10 protein-coding genes are annotated in these 15,814 nt (G+C 47.9%); 9 read left to right on the top strand and 1 reads right to left on the bottom strand.

From position 1 onward, the window contains the following. Positions 1-174: 174 nt before the first annotated feature. Together AC58QG_RS25320 and AC58QG_RS25315 are read left to right on the top strand one after the other, a co-directional pair. On the top strand, positions 175-1,917 hold the full coding sequence (locus AC58QG_RS25320; protein WP_497364873.1) for an ABC transporter ATP-binding protein: 1,743 nt from the start codon (positions 175-177) through the stop codon (positions 1,915-1,917). Positions 1,918-1,935: 18 nt separating this feature from the next. Beyond that, positions 1,936-3,684 carry an ABC transporter ATP-binding protein gene (locus AC58QG_RS25315; RefSeq protein ID WP_497364872.1) on the top strand — a complete coding sequence of 583 codons (1,749 nt, stop codon included), beginning with the start codon at positions 1,936-1,938 and terminating at the stop codon, positions 3,682-3,684. 1,066 nt (positions 3,685-4,750) lie between these two features. Here AC58QG_RS25315 and AC58QG_RS25310 read toward each other — a convergent pair. Then, positions 4,751-5,950 (bottom strand): MFS transporter, encoded by a 1,200-nt coding sequence (locus AC58QG_RS25310; protein WP_497364871.1) that lies wholly within the window; start codon positions 5,948-5,950, stop codon positions 4,751-4,753. Between the two features lie 241 nt (positions 5,951-6,191). Here AC58QG_RS25310 and AC58QG_RS25305 point away from each other — a divergent pair, with 241 nt between their 5' ends. The 7 genes from AC58QG_RS25305 to AC58QG_RS25275 all read left to right on the top strand — a co-directional run bounded on the left by AC58QG_RS25305 (position 6,192) and on the right by AC58QG_RS25275 (position 14,125). Then, entirely contained in the window at positions 6,192-6,635 is a 444-nt protein-coding gene (locus AC58QG_RS25305; RefSeq protein ID WP_497364870.1) for a MarR family winged helix-turn-helix transcriptional regulator, read from the top strand. An 87-nt stretch (positions 6,636-6,722) separates the two neighbouring features. Then, positions 6,723-7,682, top strand: coding sequence for a ring-cleaving dioxygenase (locus AC58QG_RS25300; RefSeq protein ID WP_497364869.1), 960 nt, complete (start codon positions 6,723-6,725; stop codon positions 7,680-7,682). Next, entirely contained in the window at positions 7,679-8,287 is a 609-nt protein-coding gene (locus tag AC58QG_RS25295) for an alpha/beta hydrolase (protein ID WP_497364868.1), read from the top strand. The genes AC58QG_RS25300 and AC58QG_RS25295 overlap by 4 nt, the downstream gene beginning before the upstream one ends. Positions 8,288-8,317: 30 nt before the next feature. Further along, on the top strand, positions 8,318-8,929 hold the full coding sequence (locus tag AC58QG_RS25290; protein ID WP_497364986.1) for a flavin reductase family protein: 612 nt from the start codon (positions 8,318-8,320) through the stop codon (positions 8,927-8,929). Positions 8,930-9,159: 230 nt separating this feature from the next. Then, positions 9,160-10,197, top strand: coding sequence for a Delta(5) desaturase DesA (gene desA, locus AC58QG_RS25285; protein WP_497364867.1), 1,038 nt, complete (start codon positions 9,160-9,162; stop codon positions 10,195-10,197). A 128-nt stretch (positions 10,198-10,325) separates the two neighbouring features. Next, positions 10,326-10,949 carry a TetR/AcrR family transcriptional regulator gene (locus AC58QG_RS25280; protein ID WP_497364866.1) on the top strand — a complete coding sequence of 208 codons (624 nt, stop codon included), beginning with the start codon at positions 10,326-10,328 and terminating at the stop codon, positions 10,947-10,949. 65 nt (positions 10,950-11,014) lie between these two features. Beyond that, on the top strand, positions 11,015-14,125 hold the full coding sequence (locus AC58QG_RS25275) for an MMPL family transporter (RefSeq protein WP_497364865.1): 3,111 nt from the start codon (positions 11,015-11,017) through the stop codon (positions 14,123-14,125). Positions 14,126-15,814: the final 1,689 nt, after the last annotated feature.

Here is a 15,814-nt window from a genome sequence, read left to right as displayed (position 1 = left end):
TCCTTTCTGCATGTAAAATATGGTAGTTATTCTGCTCTCTCTGACGGTCGTGTCTATGACAAGGTTGCATAAGAGCTGAAAGTTTCATTTTAAAAAAGATCGGGTGTGGACTTCACTTGGCTTAAACTATAGAATCAATGAGTATGCCAAGAAATTCAAAAAGAGGTGGGAAATGTGTCTTTTGTTATGAAGCTTCGCTGGTTTTTCAAAGAGAGATGGAAGTATTATGTACTGGCAGTCTCCCTATTAATCGGTGTGAATTTATTAGCGACGATTCCGCCAAAAATGATTGGGAATATCATCGACCATATTCGTAATGGGAATTTAACAGCTTCCGGGCTTCATCATACGGTTTACTTGCTGATTGGACTTTCGCTGCTTCTGTATGTCATGACCTTTTTGTGGATCACGAACCTCTTCGGTAACTCTGCTTTGGTAGAGAAATTACTTCGAGGGCGATTGTTGACGCATTTGTCCAAAATGTCTCCACCGTTTTTCCAACGCAACTCAACGGGACAGCTGATGGCGCTGGCGACGAATGATATTCTCGCGATTGGTCAAACCTCCGGTTACGGGGTGATGACGCTCGTTTCAACGATTGTTGGCGCGTCTGTCGTCATCATTACGATGGTGTCGCTGATCTCCTTCAAATTAATGCTTGCGGCGCTAATTCCGCTGCCTTGTCTTGCCTTGATGATTAATCTGCTAGGCAAAAAGGTGCGCGTGCGTTTCCTGGCAGCACAGGCTTCCTTCGGTGTAATGAACGATCATGCGTTGGAATCGATCTCCGGCATCCGAGTGATTCGCTCCTATGTGCAAGAAGCACAGGATTTGAAAGCATTCGATGACGTTACATCGGATGTGATGAACAAAAACCGCCGCGTCTCGATGCTCAATGCGCTGTTCCAACCGTTGACCTCGTTGATCGTTGGCATCAGTTATTCGATCGGCATCGGATACGGCTCGTATCTTGTGTTTCAAGGCGAAATCACGCTGGGACAGCTGATCTCCTTCAATATTTACCTCGGCATGCTGATCTGGCCGATGATTTCTTTTGGCGAGTTTATTAACGTTCTGCAACGCGGCAGTGCTTCAGCAGATCGTCTGGATAAGGCGCTGTCGCAGAAGGCCGATCTAGTTGATACGGATAAACCAATCCACATCGCTGTGCCAGAACGTATTGAGATGAACGATTTGACGTTCACTTACCCGACTGCGAACCATCCGAGTCTCGTTCATGTCTCTTTTCAGCTAGAGCGCGGACAAACGCTGGGTATTGTCGGTCGAACCGGCAGTGGCAAAAGCACGCTGCTCAAGCAACTACTGCGTCAATATCCGCTAGAGCCAGATAAGTTGCGCATTTCGGGTGTACCGATTGAGCAAATTGCCATTGATCAAATGAAACGCTGGGTGGCCTACGTGCCGCAGGAGCATCTATTGCTATCGAAATCCATTCGCGATAATGTCGCGTTAGGGAAACATACGGCTTCGCCGGAAGAGATTGCGCACGCCGTGGAAATGGCTTCTTTTACCCAAGATATAGCTCAGATGCCAGATGGTTTATCCACAATCGTCGGTGAGAATGGTGTTATGTTGTCCGGTGGTCAGAAACAGCGACTAGCGATTGCGAGAGCGTTACTGATTGATTCGGAGATTTTGCTGCTGGATGATTCGCTCTCAGCCGTAGATGCACGTACGGAAAGTCGTATTCTCCAGCATATTCGTAAGGAACGTGCGGGACGTACGACACTCATTTCCACGCACCGACTGTCTGCGGTGAGCCACGCAAACTGGATTCTCGTTCTTGATGAGGGCAGAGTCATTGAAGAGGGCACCCATGAGGAGCTCATGCATTTCGGAGGTTGGTACCGCGAGCAATGGGATCGCCAACAGATGGAAGCCAGTCTCGAAGATTGAGAAAGGAGGACGACTATTTTGTCTAAACCGACAACGGCTAGACGACTGATTTCATATGCTCTCGTCTACAAGTTCAGAATTCTCGGAGCGCTGCTGATTCTTTGTTGTTCAGTAGCTGCCGAGCTGGGCGGGCCTTATATAACGAAAACAATTATTGATAAGTATCTTTCAACCGGTGCGAATGAAATAGCTCCTGTGCTTAAATTGCTCGGTATCTATTTGGGTTTACTGGTAACAGCGGGTCTATGTAATTACTCACAGGCTTATATCCTTCAATCTACCGCTCTGCAAATTATTAAGAACATGCGAATGGATCTGATGGGGCACATTCAGCGCATTTCGCTGCGTTATTTCGATAACACGCCGATCGGTCAGGTTGTATCTCGTATCGCCAATGATACGGAGGCTGTTCGCGATCTCTTTATGAGCTTCATGGCAACTTTCGTTGTTAGCATGCTGCAGCTAGTCGGTATTTACATCGCACTTTTCCTATTGGATTGGCAGTTGGCGATGTTCTGCTTAGTGCTGCCGCCGATTTTTGTGGTGATTATGTACATTCATCTCAAATATTCTAAAGTTTTTATTACCATCATGCGCGCTAGACTCAGCGATATGAACGCGATGATCAATGAGTCGATTGTCGTGATGCCGATCATTCAGGCTTTTCGTCGGGAGAAAGTTACGCTGGATGAGTTCGAAGTGCTCAACATGGATCGATATGTCAACCAACGGAATCAGTTTCGGATTTACGGCCTTTCTACTCGCAACGTGGTGGGGACGATAGGCAGCTTGGTGACGGCGATGGTAATTTGGTATTTTGGCGGAAAATCCTTAGAGACCGCTATTTCCTTCGGGGTATTTTATGCCTTTATTGATTACTTGGGCCGGATTTTTCAACCGATCATTGGGATTTTCGATCAGTTGACGAATGCGCAGCGGGCTTTCGTATCCGCGGAAAAGGTATTCACCATCCTTGATATGGAAGGTCAAGAAGTGGAGAAAACGGATCACGTTCGCCGCCCCGAGGGCATTGTGAAGTTCGACAACGTTACCTTTGCTTATAAAGAAGGGGAAAACGTATTGAAGGGAATCTCCTTTGAAGCCCGAAAAGGGGAAACCATCGCCCTAGTCGGGCACACCGGATCAGGCAAAAGCTCTATCCTGAACCTGCTCCTGGGCTTCTACGAGCCGAATGAGGGCGCCATTACGATTGATGGGCATAACATCAAGGGGATGTCGAAACAGGCGCTGCGTAAGCATATGGGGATCGTGTTGCAGGATCCGTTCCTGTTCGCGGGGGACATTAAGTTCAACGTGAGTCTGTACAACCAAGATATCTCACTGGACAGAGTAAAGGCTGCACTGCGTGATGTTGGGGCGGCTGGCTTTATCGAACAGCTGCCGAACGGCTACGACGAGCAGGTCGTCGAGCGGGGAAGCACGCTGTCCTCCGGTCAGCGGCAGTTGATTTCGTTCGCGCGCGCGTTGGCGTTCGACCCGTCGATCCTGATCCTCGATGAGGCGACAGCCAGCATCGACAGTGAGACGGAAGGGCTCATCCAGCAAGCGTTGCAGGTTGTGAGCGAAGGGCGGACGACACTCATCATCGCGCATCGGTTGTCCACGATCCGCGATGCGGATCAAATTCTTGTCCTGCATCGCGGCGAGATCGCCGAGCGGGGCAATCACGAGACGCTCATGGCGCTAGGCGGGCGCTACGCGAAAATGTACCAACTGCAGAAGGGAACCTCGGCAGTTAGTGGGTAAGAAAAGGCGCTTCCTCGGAATGTGAGGAAGCGCCTTTTTTGTGTTGGGGCGTGCCGGTGCGTCGGCTGAGCGTGAAACGGGCTCAGGAGCGGACGCGAACCGGCGTCTCTCTCAGGAGCGGCGGAGTGGGGCGCCTCGCTCTAGAATCGACCACGCCCCCTGTCACCAGCTCCACCAAAGGAGCGACCGTCCATTTGGATTAACTGGAGAAACTCTATCTAATTTTGCACAAATGGCCCGAAATAACTGATTAACTGGAAAACCTCCAGTTAAAAGCTCCGGAATCGGCCATTCCAGTGAAATCGGATGAAATTATCTGTAGGAAATCCAGTTACTTTATTCAAATTGAGGAATGCAGAAAATTTAGCTGTAGTTTTTCAAGTTAAACGTGTTTGGGAGGCGAGGGGGACGAAGAATTGATAGGAGGTGGTGCAGCCAAAACAGTAATTTGTTTAAAACAAGTATCGCCTCAATAGTCCACATCCCAGCCAGCAGTAGCTCACACTCCACATACTGCACCCCGATACCAACAAGCTATCCCTTCCACTTTTCAGTAGAAACTTACTTAAACCCTCCAGATAACTCGATAGCATCAGTAATAACCCGTCGATGTCAATTCCTTTCGGTGGGGTTCGGTTGGATCAGGATTGAGTGGACTACGCTCTAGAGTCACCACCCTGCCCTCCGACCCCGCCACAGGAACAGGCCGTCTAGATTAACTGGAAAACCTCCATCTATTTTCGCCCAAAAAGCCCGGATTAGCTGATTAACTGGAATATATACAGTTAAAAGCTCCGGAATTGACCATTTCAGCAAAATCGGACGAAATTAACTGTAGGAAATCCAGTTAGTTTCTCATATTAGCGGTAAGTGTCACAATTAGCTGTAGTTTATCCAGTTAGCATATGGGCGGAGGGGGAGTAAGGTTGGAATGCGGCGTAAAAGAGAACAGGCCCAATGCTTATTTGTTAACAACACGTATCCCTCAAGACGCCCTTTACCCACCATACAAAAAACCAGCGGCAAGCTAAGACTTTACGATCAAGTCCTAGCTGCCGCTGGTTCGTTATATTGACTTCAACTTACGCTCCCGCAGGAAACTCCACAGCATCAAAACAAACCCCGCCCCGGTCAATCCCGCGCCGATCCAAGGCAAAGACGACAGGCCGGTGTGCGTAATCGCCCAGCCACCTAGAAAGGCACCGCCAGCATTGCCAAGATTCAACGCAGAATGCGTTGAGGTGGCCGCCAGCTCTGGCGCCTCTTTGGCCAGATTCATGATGCGAATCTGCAGCCCAGGCAAAATCCCGAAAGAAGCAATCCCCCATATGAATATGGTGATAATCGCGGCAATCGGGAATTGATCCGTATACGCGAATACAACGAGAATGAGCGACAATGCGGCAAAGTTGAAGATCAAGGACGGCATGAGCTTCCAGTCAGCCATTTTGCCACCTACGATGTTACCAAGAGTTACGCCAAAGCCGAACAAGACGAGAATCCATGTCACGCTACTCTCTTTAAACCCTGTTATGTTGATTAGAATTGGTGCGATGTAGGTGAACACCGCAAACAAACTGCTGCAACCTAATGCTCCAATCAGAAAAACGAGTAACAATCGCGGCTGCAAAAGAGAGCGGACCTGCTTTACAAGGCTGCTATTCGTTTTCTGTGTAATCTGTGGTATGAAGATGAGGATACCAATGAAAGAGATGATCCCCATAATGACAACGGAGCCGAAGGATGCCCGCCAGCCGAGATGCTGACCGATATAAGTTCCAAGCGGTACGCCAAGAATATTTGCGATGGTTAATCCAGCCATCATTACCGAAATGGCACTGGCCCTCTTTTCAGGACGAACCAAGTTCGCCGCGATGACAGAGCCGACACCGAAGAAGGTACCGTGAGCCAAAGCAGTAATCAGTCGCGCTACGAGTACAATCCCATAGGAGGGAGCTAGCGCAGCTAAGCCATTGCCAAGGATGAAAATGAGCATGAGCACCAGAAGGAGGCGCTTCTGCGGCAGCTTATGGGTCAACATAGCGAGAATAGGAGCACCGAATGCCACGCCAAGTGCGTAACCCGTGATCAATTGCCCCGCTTGCGAAATACTAACATTCAAGTCATCGGCCACATTAGGCAGAATGCCCATAATAACGAACTCGGTCATACCGATGGCGAAAGCGCCAACCGTTAGAGAGAAAAGGGAAATAGGGAACCGTTCTTTCTCAGCCACTGCCCCGTGTAAGACTTGTGAAGTGTTCATAGCTGTATAACCAACCTTTCTTACCATTCTTAAAGGCTTAATCATACCACGAGTCGTATTGGAAAAGGTGTGACATTCTGTTCATTATTTTTCCATTTGTATAGGAAGGGTAGCTCGGGAAAGCTAAATTAGGCTGTGAAAGGGATAAGGTTGTATTTAAAATAGCTGTTGACTTTTATCTCAAAATAAAGTATCTTTAAATTAAGATAAACGAGGCAAACAAGAAACGAGGTGAAGCAACATGAGCGAAGCAAGAAATAATTCTCTAGATCTCTATATCGCCCTTTCTAGAGCGAGTGAGTGGGTGAACGCCCACGGGGACCGAGATATTCGCAAGCATGGACTGAACCGCACAGAGTTTGGTGTACTGGAACTGCTTTACCACAAGGGAGCACAAGCGATTCAACAAATTGGCAGTAAGGTATTGATGAGTAGTGGGAACATTACCTATGTCGTCGATAAGCTAGTGAAAAAGGAATTCGTTATACGCAATACATCGACGGAAGATCGCAGATTGATTTTTGCTGAAATAACGGAAAAAGGGAAACAATTTATTGAGGATGTATTTCCGAAGCACGCCGAAGTGATCGAGCAGGCAGTGGCGGGGCTGACGGACGAAGAGAAGAAGGTCGCGAGTCAACTGCTGAAGAAGCTTGGCAGGTATGCGCAAGAGGGATTTAAATAGTAGAAATGTCCCTCATTTCTTGTCTCGTATCAACCCAGATCTAGTATCTTAAAATAAAGAATCTTAAATATGAAGGAGTTGGCTATTATGACAACAACACAACAACAAACCGCAGGTATCCACCACATCACCGCTTTCGTTCAACATGCACAGGCAACCGTTGATTTCTATGCAGGTATTTTAGGACTTCGTATGATCAAAAAAACGATTAACTTCGATGCGCCGGAAGTCTACCATCTCTATTTTGGTAATGAAGCAGGCAGCCCAGGCACGATCATTACCTTCTTCCCATACGCGGGATCCCGTAAAGGTCGGGTCGGCGGCGGTCAGGTCGGCATTACGACTTACGCAGTGCCAACAGGTAGTCTTTCTTTCTGGGAAGCACGTCTAGCGAAATTCGAGGTCGCTTATGAGAAAAATGCTCGATTCGGCGAAACCTATCTGCAATTCAAAGACCCAGACGGTCTGAGACTTGAAATCGTCGAGCGCGAACAAGGCGCGCCAAGTCAATGGGCGTTTGGCGGTGTTCCAGTGGAAAAAGCGATTAAAGGCTTCGGAGGCGCTGTCCTCTACAGCACTGCACCTGACAAAACATCGGAGCTCCTCGTGAACGTTATGGGTCTGCAAAAAGTAGGGCAAGAAGGTGCCTATGCACGCTATTCCTCCTTCGGCGACTTAGGCAACATCGTCGATATCAACGTAACGCCGATGGATTACGGCGCTGGTGGAGCGGGAACGGTGCATCATATCGCATGGCGCGCGAAAGATGATGCCGAGCATGCGCTCTGGAGAAGTCATGTAGCGAGTCACGGCTACCACCCTACCCCGATCGTAGATCGTCAATACTTCAATGCGATCTACTTCCGTGAAGAAGGCGGCATCCTATTTGAGATTGCTACCGATCCTCCAGGCTTTGCAAGAGATGAGGCGCCAGAGGCGCTTGGCGAAAAATTAATGCTGCCGGAATGGTTTGAAGCAAGCCGCGATCAAATCGTGAAAAATCTTCCGCCGATTGAAGTGCGGGTATTGGAAGGTGATGGGCAATGAGACATATCTATCAGCAAGGATCTGATCTGACTGCACCCGTGCTCGTTCTGTTTCACGGAACGGGCGGGACAGAGCAAGACCTGCTGCCTTTGGCGCAGGCGATTTCACCAACCTCCTCCGTACTTAGTGTACGGGGGAATGTCCTAGAGAATGGCATGCCGCGGTTCTTCCGTCGGCTGGCTGAAGGCATCTTCGATGAGGAGGATCTCATCTTCCGCACGAAGGAAGTGTACGATTTCATCGACGAAGCAGCGGTAGAGCATGGCTTCGATCGCAGTAATGTCGTTGCGATCGGCTACTCGAACGGCGCGAATATCGCGGGCAGCCTTTTGTTTCACTACCCGAATGCTTTCCGGGCAGCTATCTTGCATCATCCGATGGTGCCGATTCGCGGCCTGCAACTGCCAGATCTCACAGATACGCCTGTCTTCATTGGCGCAGGGAAGAACGATCCGATCTGCTCCCCAGAGGAGTCAGAGGAGCTTGAGCGCTTACTGAGTGATGCAGGCTCGGATGTCCATGTACATTGGGAGAATGCTGGCCACCAATTGACCCGCTCAGAGGTTTTGGCAGCAGCAGACTGGCTCAAAGGGCTCTCACTCTAATAGATACAGAGGGGGATTGTCACAATGACAATGTTAGGTATTGATCCATCCGTACAAAGCGAGCGAGAGAACTACAAGCTGCTCATTGGCAGCATTATTCCTCGACCGATCGCCTTTGTTTCGACCTTATCGGCTGATGGCGTGTTGAACGCAGCTCCGTTCAGCTATTTCACCATCGTGACGGCGGATCCCCCGATGGTTGCCGTCTCCGTGCAGCGGAAGTCAGGTGTCCGTAAGGACACCTCCCGCAATGCGGTCGATACAGGAGCATTCGTCGTGCACATCGCAGACGAATCCTATATCGACCAGATCAATCAGAGCGCCGCTGCATTGCCGCCAGAGGAGAGCGAAGTGACGCTGACGGGACTAACGCCTGTCGCGAGCCGCCACATCGCGGTTCCTGGCATAGCCGAAGCGAGCATCCGCATGGAATGCGTCCTCGAGCAGGCGATTCCGCTCGGCGGAACACCGGATGCACCCGCGACAGATTTGTTAATCGGACGTGTCGTTTATTTTCACATCGATGGCAACTTAGTTGACAACGGACACATTGATCCGCAGAAGGTGAAGCCTGTGAGTCGGTTAGCGGGCAACTCGTATGCGAAGCTTGGTGAGCTTTTTTCAATAGATCGACCGAAATGAAGGAGAGACGAATAGCTTCGTTCTAATGCAGAACGAGAGGCGATTCGTCTCTTTTTTATAACAATTACTTATATTGCATTTTACAAAAAGGGTTTACCCACGTATGATGAGTTAGCTATGTAATATTTGTTATCCTATAACGGGAACTTATTTCGATTCGTCACGTACTACTTCAAGGGATATAAACTTACAAGATCCGACACGACACGGAGAGAGGGAGTTCTAACAGGATGAAGCATGAGGATAAGGGTGGGTGGCGGAAAGATATCGCGCCTTTCGAAAGACCACATATGAAGCATAGCGTGTGGCAAATCATCAATACAGTGGGACCCTTTTTCGTGCTTTGGTATTTTGCTTTTCTAAGTCTTTCCGTTTCTATTTGGCTAACTTTCGTGATTGATCTAATTGCCGCAGGATTTTTGATCCGCATTTTCATCATTTTTCATGATTGCTGTCACAAATCCTTTTTCAAAAACAAACTCGCCAATGAAATTGTTGGCACACTAACCGGAATATTAACCTTCGTGCCGTACCATCAGTGGCGCCATACACACTCTGTTCACCATGCATCTAGTGGCAACTTGGATAAAAGAGGCGTTGGTGACATCTGGACGCTAACCGTGGATGAATATATGCAAGCAACATGGCTCAAACGAATGACATATCGCCTGTACCGCAGTCCGTTTGTGATGTTTATTATCGGACCGATCTTCATCTTCTTAATTGATTACCGGTTTAACCGCCGGAATGTCGGCATGAAAGAAAGAATGAATACGTATATCACTAATATCGGTATTGTGGGCAGCATTGCGTTGCTTTGTTGGGGCATTGGCTGGCAGTCGTTCCTACTTATTCAAGGACCGATGTTCTTCTTCTCAGGTATGGCGGGAATTTGGCTGTTCTACGTTCAGCATAACTATGAAGAAACGTACTACGAGAACGATGAAGAATGGGATTATGTCAAAGCCGCGATGCATGGCAGCTCGTTCTACAATTTGCCGCGTATTCTACATTGGATCACAGGCAATATCGGATATCACCATATTCATCATTTAAGCCCGCGCGTTCCTAATTATCATTTGCAAAAGGTTCACAACAAGAACGCAGCACTTCGCAATGTGCAGACGATTACACTGAAAACGAGCTTGGAATCTCTGAAATTCCGTATCTGGAACGAGGAGTCCAAAAAGTTCATTCAGTTCAAGGATTTGAAGCAATTCCGCGTGAAAGTGAAGCCGCGTATTATTAAAGCTGTAGATGTTGAATAAGAAACTTGTGTCCGACCTGTGATAATCTGCAGGTTGGACTCTTTTTTTTTATCAAAATAGCGTTGAAATGCCCAAGTGGGCGCTGTATAATCCTACTATGATGTCAAAAAGTGAACGGGTGTTTATTAATGCAAATTTTAAAAGATGAAGTCAAAAAGAGTATCCGCCAAGCGGCTATGGCCGAGTTCAAGAAGCATGGATATCTGAAAGCCTCCATTCGGCAAATTGCAGATGCCGCAGGCATAACACCTGGCAATATCTATCGCTACTTCAAGAGCAAGGATGATCTGTTCGATGAGCTCATTCAACCCATACAGGAGCAATTAGCCGAAGTGCTGCGGGTCTGCAAGCAAGAGGTGGATAATACCCTTTGTACGGCTTTATCCGATCATTTACTAATCCTTCGTCGAATTGATGCTTCTCTGATGCTGCTTTTCAAGGAGTCCAGCACGGAGCTTACGATTTTACTTAATCTGAGTGAAGGCTCTCGATTTGCTTCGGCCAAACAAGATATGATTTCATTGGTGCATCAGATTATCTCGGAAGTATTTACAGCCGAATTGGCGCCATCAGGCACGCTATCACAGAAGGATCAGTTAGCTGCGCGCATGATTGCGACAACAATGATTGAGAGTATTTGTCTTATTTTGCGGGACCATGAGGATGGCGATACGATCAAAATGCTAGTTGATGAACTGTTGTACCTGTATTGCACAGGTATTTCAGAAAAAATAAAGCTTAGCCAGTCCTAAAATTTTTTGGCCCAATAATGAACGCTTGTTTACTATCGGTTGGGCAAGTGGAGGAGAAGAGAGAGATGAAATCAATTATTAAATGGCGCTGGGCGATTTTGGCGGCATGGTTGGTGGCGACGGTGTTGCTGACGGTTTTCCAACCGAATGTGAATGCGATCCTTGGCTTAAGAGGGCAAGATCCACTGCGCAGCGATGCGCCGTCTAAGGTTGCATCAGCGATTTTGAACAAAATCAATGGGGTTGAAGGCACGAGTGATATCGTGGTTTTCCATAACCCAAACAAGCTGTCGGATGCGGATATGAAGGCGATCGAAGCTGGCATTACGAATATGAAAAAAAATCAAGATCAGCTTGGATTCGATCAATTGATCGATCCGTTTACTATGCCTGAGGCGAAGTCATCGCTGATTTCTGAGGATGGCACCACCTTAATGGCGAGTTTCTCTTTGGATAAAAGAGGGCGTCACGTCGAAGACATCAAAGTGGAATTTGAAGATGTTTTGAAGGACATGAAGGTGGAGTATTACCTCTCTGGGGAGGATTTTATCCAGGATGATTATATTAAAGTTTCCGAGTCCGGTGTTGAAAAAAGTGCTGCGCTAACGGTGATTTTCATCCTAGCTGTCCTGGTGATTATGTTCCGATCTGTTATTATTCCGGTTGTTTCCTTGCTAGCGGTTGGTATTTCGTACCTCGTGTCCATGGGGATTGCCGCGCAGCTTATCGATAAGTTCAATTTCCCAGTGACGAGTGTCACGCAAATGTTGTTAATTTTGATTCTTTTCGGAATTGGTACCGATTATAACATTCTCTTATTTAATCGATTCAAAGAGGAATTATCCCATGGCTTATCTGTGGATGAAGCAATCGGTGTGACCTACCGTACAGCGGGTAAAACGATTTTCTATAGTATTTTGACCGTGTTTATTGCGTTTGCCGCATTAACATTCTCCGATTTCGGTATTTATCAATCAGGGAATGTGGTTGCGATTGGTACAGCGATCCTCCTGCTTCAAATCGTAACGGTAACGCCATTTTTCATGAAAATGCTCGGGAATAAGCTCTTTTGGCCTTCCAAAGGAACAACGGGGCATAAGGAGAGTAAATTCTGGGCGGGTTTGACGAAAATTGCGGTGAAAAGACCGATTATTACGACGGTAATCATTCTGATTATAACGATTCCGCTTGCTCTTGCGAATCATCAGAAGCTGTCTTTTGACCAGTTGAAGGAGTTGGGGAATGATCACCCATCCACCAAAGGCTTCAGCCTTGTTGCGGAGCATTTCAGCCGTGGTCAGGCGCTGCCAACGATGGTTGTTATGGAGAATGACAAACCTCTTAACACGAATGATGGCTTAGCAGCGATCGATAAGGTAACGGAGAAGTTGAAGAGCTTACCTGGTGTCGCTAAAGTATCAAGCGTAACGCAGCCGCAATCGGAGCCGATTGATGCTTTCTATATTTCTAGCCAAACGAAAACCGTGGCTGACGGCATTACCGCTTCACAGAACGGGGTAAACCAAATTCGCGACGGACTTACGCTGATGCAAAGCAAGCTGGCAGCGCCGGATACGTCAAGTGTAGGGCAACTTGTAGATGGCACAAGTCAAGTGCAGGATGGTTATAGCAAGTTGACGACTGCGCTGGATCAGGTGGCTAGCGGCATCGCACAGGGTGCCGGTGGTGCTGGTGAGCTAAGTACGGGTATTGCTGCGCTGAAGGATGGCATGTCGCAAGTCGAGAGCAATACGGGGAAAATCATTGATGGTTTGACACAGCTTGGGCAAGGCTATAGCGCCATGACAGATGGCTACGGCCAAATTGAGGGGCAGCTTGCGGGCATTCAGCAAGGACTTGTCGGCATGAATGGGCTGATTGGCGGGCTTGGCAGCAAGTACAGCCAGCTGGCGACCGATGCTGACTACATCAAGCTGAAGCAAACGGGCGAAGGGCTTGCCTCCGGTCTGACGCAGTTGAGCGGAGGACTTGGCGAGCTTGGCAAGAACGCTGCCAAGCTGAACGGTGCTTTTGCCGAGGCGACGCAAGGCCTAGCGCAAGTGAATGGCGCGCAAGCGCAGCTAGCGGCAGGGTTGGCTTCGCTGGAGAGCGGGGCGGGTGAGCTCGCGAAAGGGCTGAAGCAAGGCAGCGCGGGCAGCCACGAGATCGCTGCCAACATGGCGAAGCTGAACGCTGCGCTAGGCAGCGTCAAAGACGGTCAGCAGAAGCTGAGCGAAGGCTTGTCGGGTCTCAGCGGCGGCATGGGCCAGCTAAAGGACGGCCTTGGTCAGAGCGGCAACGGACTCGGTGACGTGTCCGAGGGGCTTGGGAAAACGAGCCAGTTCTTGACGCAGCTGAACGGCTCGAAGACGTTCTTCATCCCGAAAGAAGCGCTGTCGAGTGCGGATTTCGGGAAGTCCTTGGACAGCTTCATGTCCAAGGATCGGATGATGACGAAGATGATCGTCATCCTGAAGGATGATCCGTATTCATCGGCTGCGATGGATACGATTGAAGCGATTAACGCAGAGCTGGCAGCCAGCGTGAAGGGCACGGTGCTCGAGCATGCGAAGGTCGGTGCTGCGGGACCGAGTTCGACGACGTACGACACGAATAAGGCGCAGCTGAAGTCGTTCAATAGCACCGCGATTATCGTAATTATCGGTGTGTTCATCGTCTTGTTGTTCGTCATTAGAGCCTTCTGGCCAGCCGTCTATATCATCTTGAGCTTAGTGATTTCCTACTATGTGGCGATGACGGCGACGAATGTCGTAACGGATAAAATCATCGGTGCCGACGGGGTTTCCTCCTTCGTACCGTTCTTCTCCTTCATCATTATTATTGCTGTTGGCGTCGACTACAGCATCTTCCTGATGATGCGTTACAAAGAGCTTGGCGAGCTATCGCCATCGAAAGCGATCGTTCAAGCCGCCAAGCACATCGGCGGCGTGGTGATCTCGGCGATGGTCATCCTTGGCGGAACCTTCGCCACACTTGTACCATCCGGCCTCGTTCTGTTGATCGAGCTGGCTGTGGCCGTGATCGTTGGCCTCATCGTGCTCTGCTTCATCTTGCTGCCGATGCTGCTGCCTGCGTTGCTGGCTATGCCAGAGGCACTACGGGCGAAGCGCGGCGTCACGGCGCACAAGGTGTCGACGGAAAGTCGCACGGCGTAACACGTATAAAGCCTTCCCACACGTGGTATTTGTGTGGGAGGGCTTTTTTGATTTGTTGGGCCCACGCATTAACTGTAAAAACTACAGCTAATTTTGCGGAATTTCTCACATTAGATAAACTAACTGGATTTCCTCTAGTTAATTTCACCAGATTTCGTTGAAGTGGCTGATTTCAGCTATTTTAGCTATATGTTTTCCAGCTAATCAGCAAATTACGGCCAATTCGACGAGATTAGTTGGAGGTTTTCCAGTTAATTTCGACGGCGGGTGGAGAAAGATTAGCTTGTTGGTAGGTTTGCGGACTATTGAGCAGTTAATGTACTTACGCGGGGCAAGTAAATGGTGAGTTTTAGTGAGTAGTAGTGGAGTAATAGTGAGTTGTTGTGCGTTATAGTACTGTTGGTGCGGGTGTGTTTTAAACAAATTTGATTTTGGGACGCTAAGCGTATTTTGCGAGGGGGCAATTATCTAATTTCTCTAGGAACCCGCGCATTAACTGTAAAAACTACAGCTAATCTTGCCACTTTTCCCACATCAGACAAACTAATTGGATTTCCTGTAGTTAATTTCTCGAGATTTCGCTGAAGTGGCTGATTTCAGCTATTTTAGCTGTATGTTTTCCAGCTAATCGGCTATTTTTGCTCATTTGGTTGAGAATAGATGGAGGTTTTCCAGTTAAATTCGACGGCGGGTGGAGAAAGATTAGCTTGTTGGTAGGTTTGCGGACTATTGAGCAGTTAAATGTACTTACGCGGGGCAAGTAAATGGTGAGTTTTAGTGAGTAGTAGTGGAGTAATAATGAGTTGTTGTGCGTTATAGTACTGTTGGTGCGTGTGTGTTTTAAACAAATTTGATTTTGGGCCGCTAAGCGTATTCTGCCCGCGCATTAACTGTAAAAACTACAGCTAATCTTGCCACTTTTCCCACATCAGATAAACTAACTGGATTTCCTGTAGTTAATTTCACCAGATTTCGTTGAAGTGGCTGATTTCAGGGATTTTAGCTGTATGTTTTCCAGCTAATCGGCTATTTTTGTTCATTTGGTTGAGAATAGATGGAGGTTTTCCAGTTAATTTCGACGGCGGGTGGAGAAAGATTAGCTTGTTGGTAGGTTTGCGGACTATTGAGCAGTTAATGTACTTACGCGGGGCAAGTAAATGGTGAGTTTTAGTGAGTAGTAGTGGAGTAATAGTGAGTTGTTGTGCGTTATAGTACTGTTGGTGCGGGTGTGTTTTAAACAAATTTGATTTTGGGACGCTAAGCGTATTTTGCGAGGGGGCAATTATATAATTTCTCTAGGAACCCGCGCATTAACTGTAAAAACTACAGCTAATCTTGCCACTTTTCCCACATCAGACAAACTAATTGGATTTCCTGTAGTTAATTTCTCGAGATTTCGTTGAAATGGCTGATTTCAGCTATTTTAGCTGTAGGTTTTCCAACTAATCAGCAAATTTCAGCCAATTCGACGAGATTAGTTGGAGTTTTTCCAGTTAAATTCGACGGCAGTTGGAAATAGATTAGCTTGTTGGTGGGATTGCGGACTATTGAGCAGTTAATGTACTTACGCGGGGCAAGTAAATGGTGAGTTTAGTGAGTATTAGTAGGGTAATAGTGAGTTGTTGTGCTTAAAAGTGCTGTTGGTGCAGGCGTGTTTTAAACAAATTTAATATTGGGCCGCTAAGCGTA

Source organism: Paenibacillus sp. J22P169 (assembly GCF_059691995.1).
Note: the sequence above shows the minus strand (reverse complement) of the source record. Positions and strands in the feature narration are given on the sequence as shown.

Bases quoted from the DNA above. Each gene is read 5' to 3' on its own strand.
- AC58QG_RS25310 (WP_497364871.1), bottom strand. From the start codon at position 5,950: ATGAACACTTCACAAGTCTTACACGGGGCAGTGGCTGAGAAAGAACGG.
- AC58QG_RS25305 (WP_497364870.1), top strand. From the start codon at position 6,192: ATGAGCGAAGCAAGAAATAATTCTCTAGATCTCTATATCGCCCTTTCT.
- AC58QG_RS25300 (WP_497364869.1), top strand. From the start codon at position 6,723: ATGACAACAACACAACAACAAACCGCAGGTATCCACCACATCACCGCT.
- AC58QG_RS25295 (WP_497364868.1), top strand. From the start codon at position 7,679: ATGAGACATATCTATCAGCAAGGATCTGATCTGACTGCACCCGTGCTC.
- AC58QG_RS25290 (WP_497364986.1), top strand. From the start codon at position 8,318: ATGTTAGGTATTGATCCATCCGTACAAAGCGAGCGAGAGAACTACAAG.
- desA (WP_497364867.1), top strand. From the start codon at position 9,160: ATGAAGCATGAGGATAAGGGTGGGTGGCGGAAAGATATCGCGCCTTTC.
- AC58QG_RS25280 (WP_497364866.1), top strand. From the start codon at position 10,326: ATGCAAATTTTAAAAGATGAAGTCAAAAAGAGTATCCGCCAAGCGGCT.
- AC58QG_RS25275 (WP_497364865.1), top strand. From the start codon at position 11,015: ATGAAATCAATTATTAAATGGCGCTGGGCGATTTTGGCGGCATGGTTG.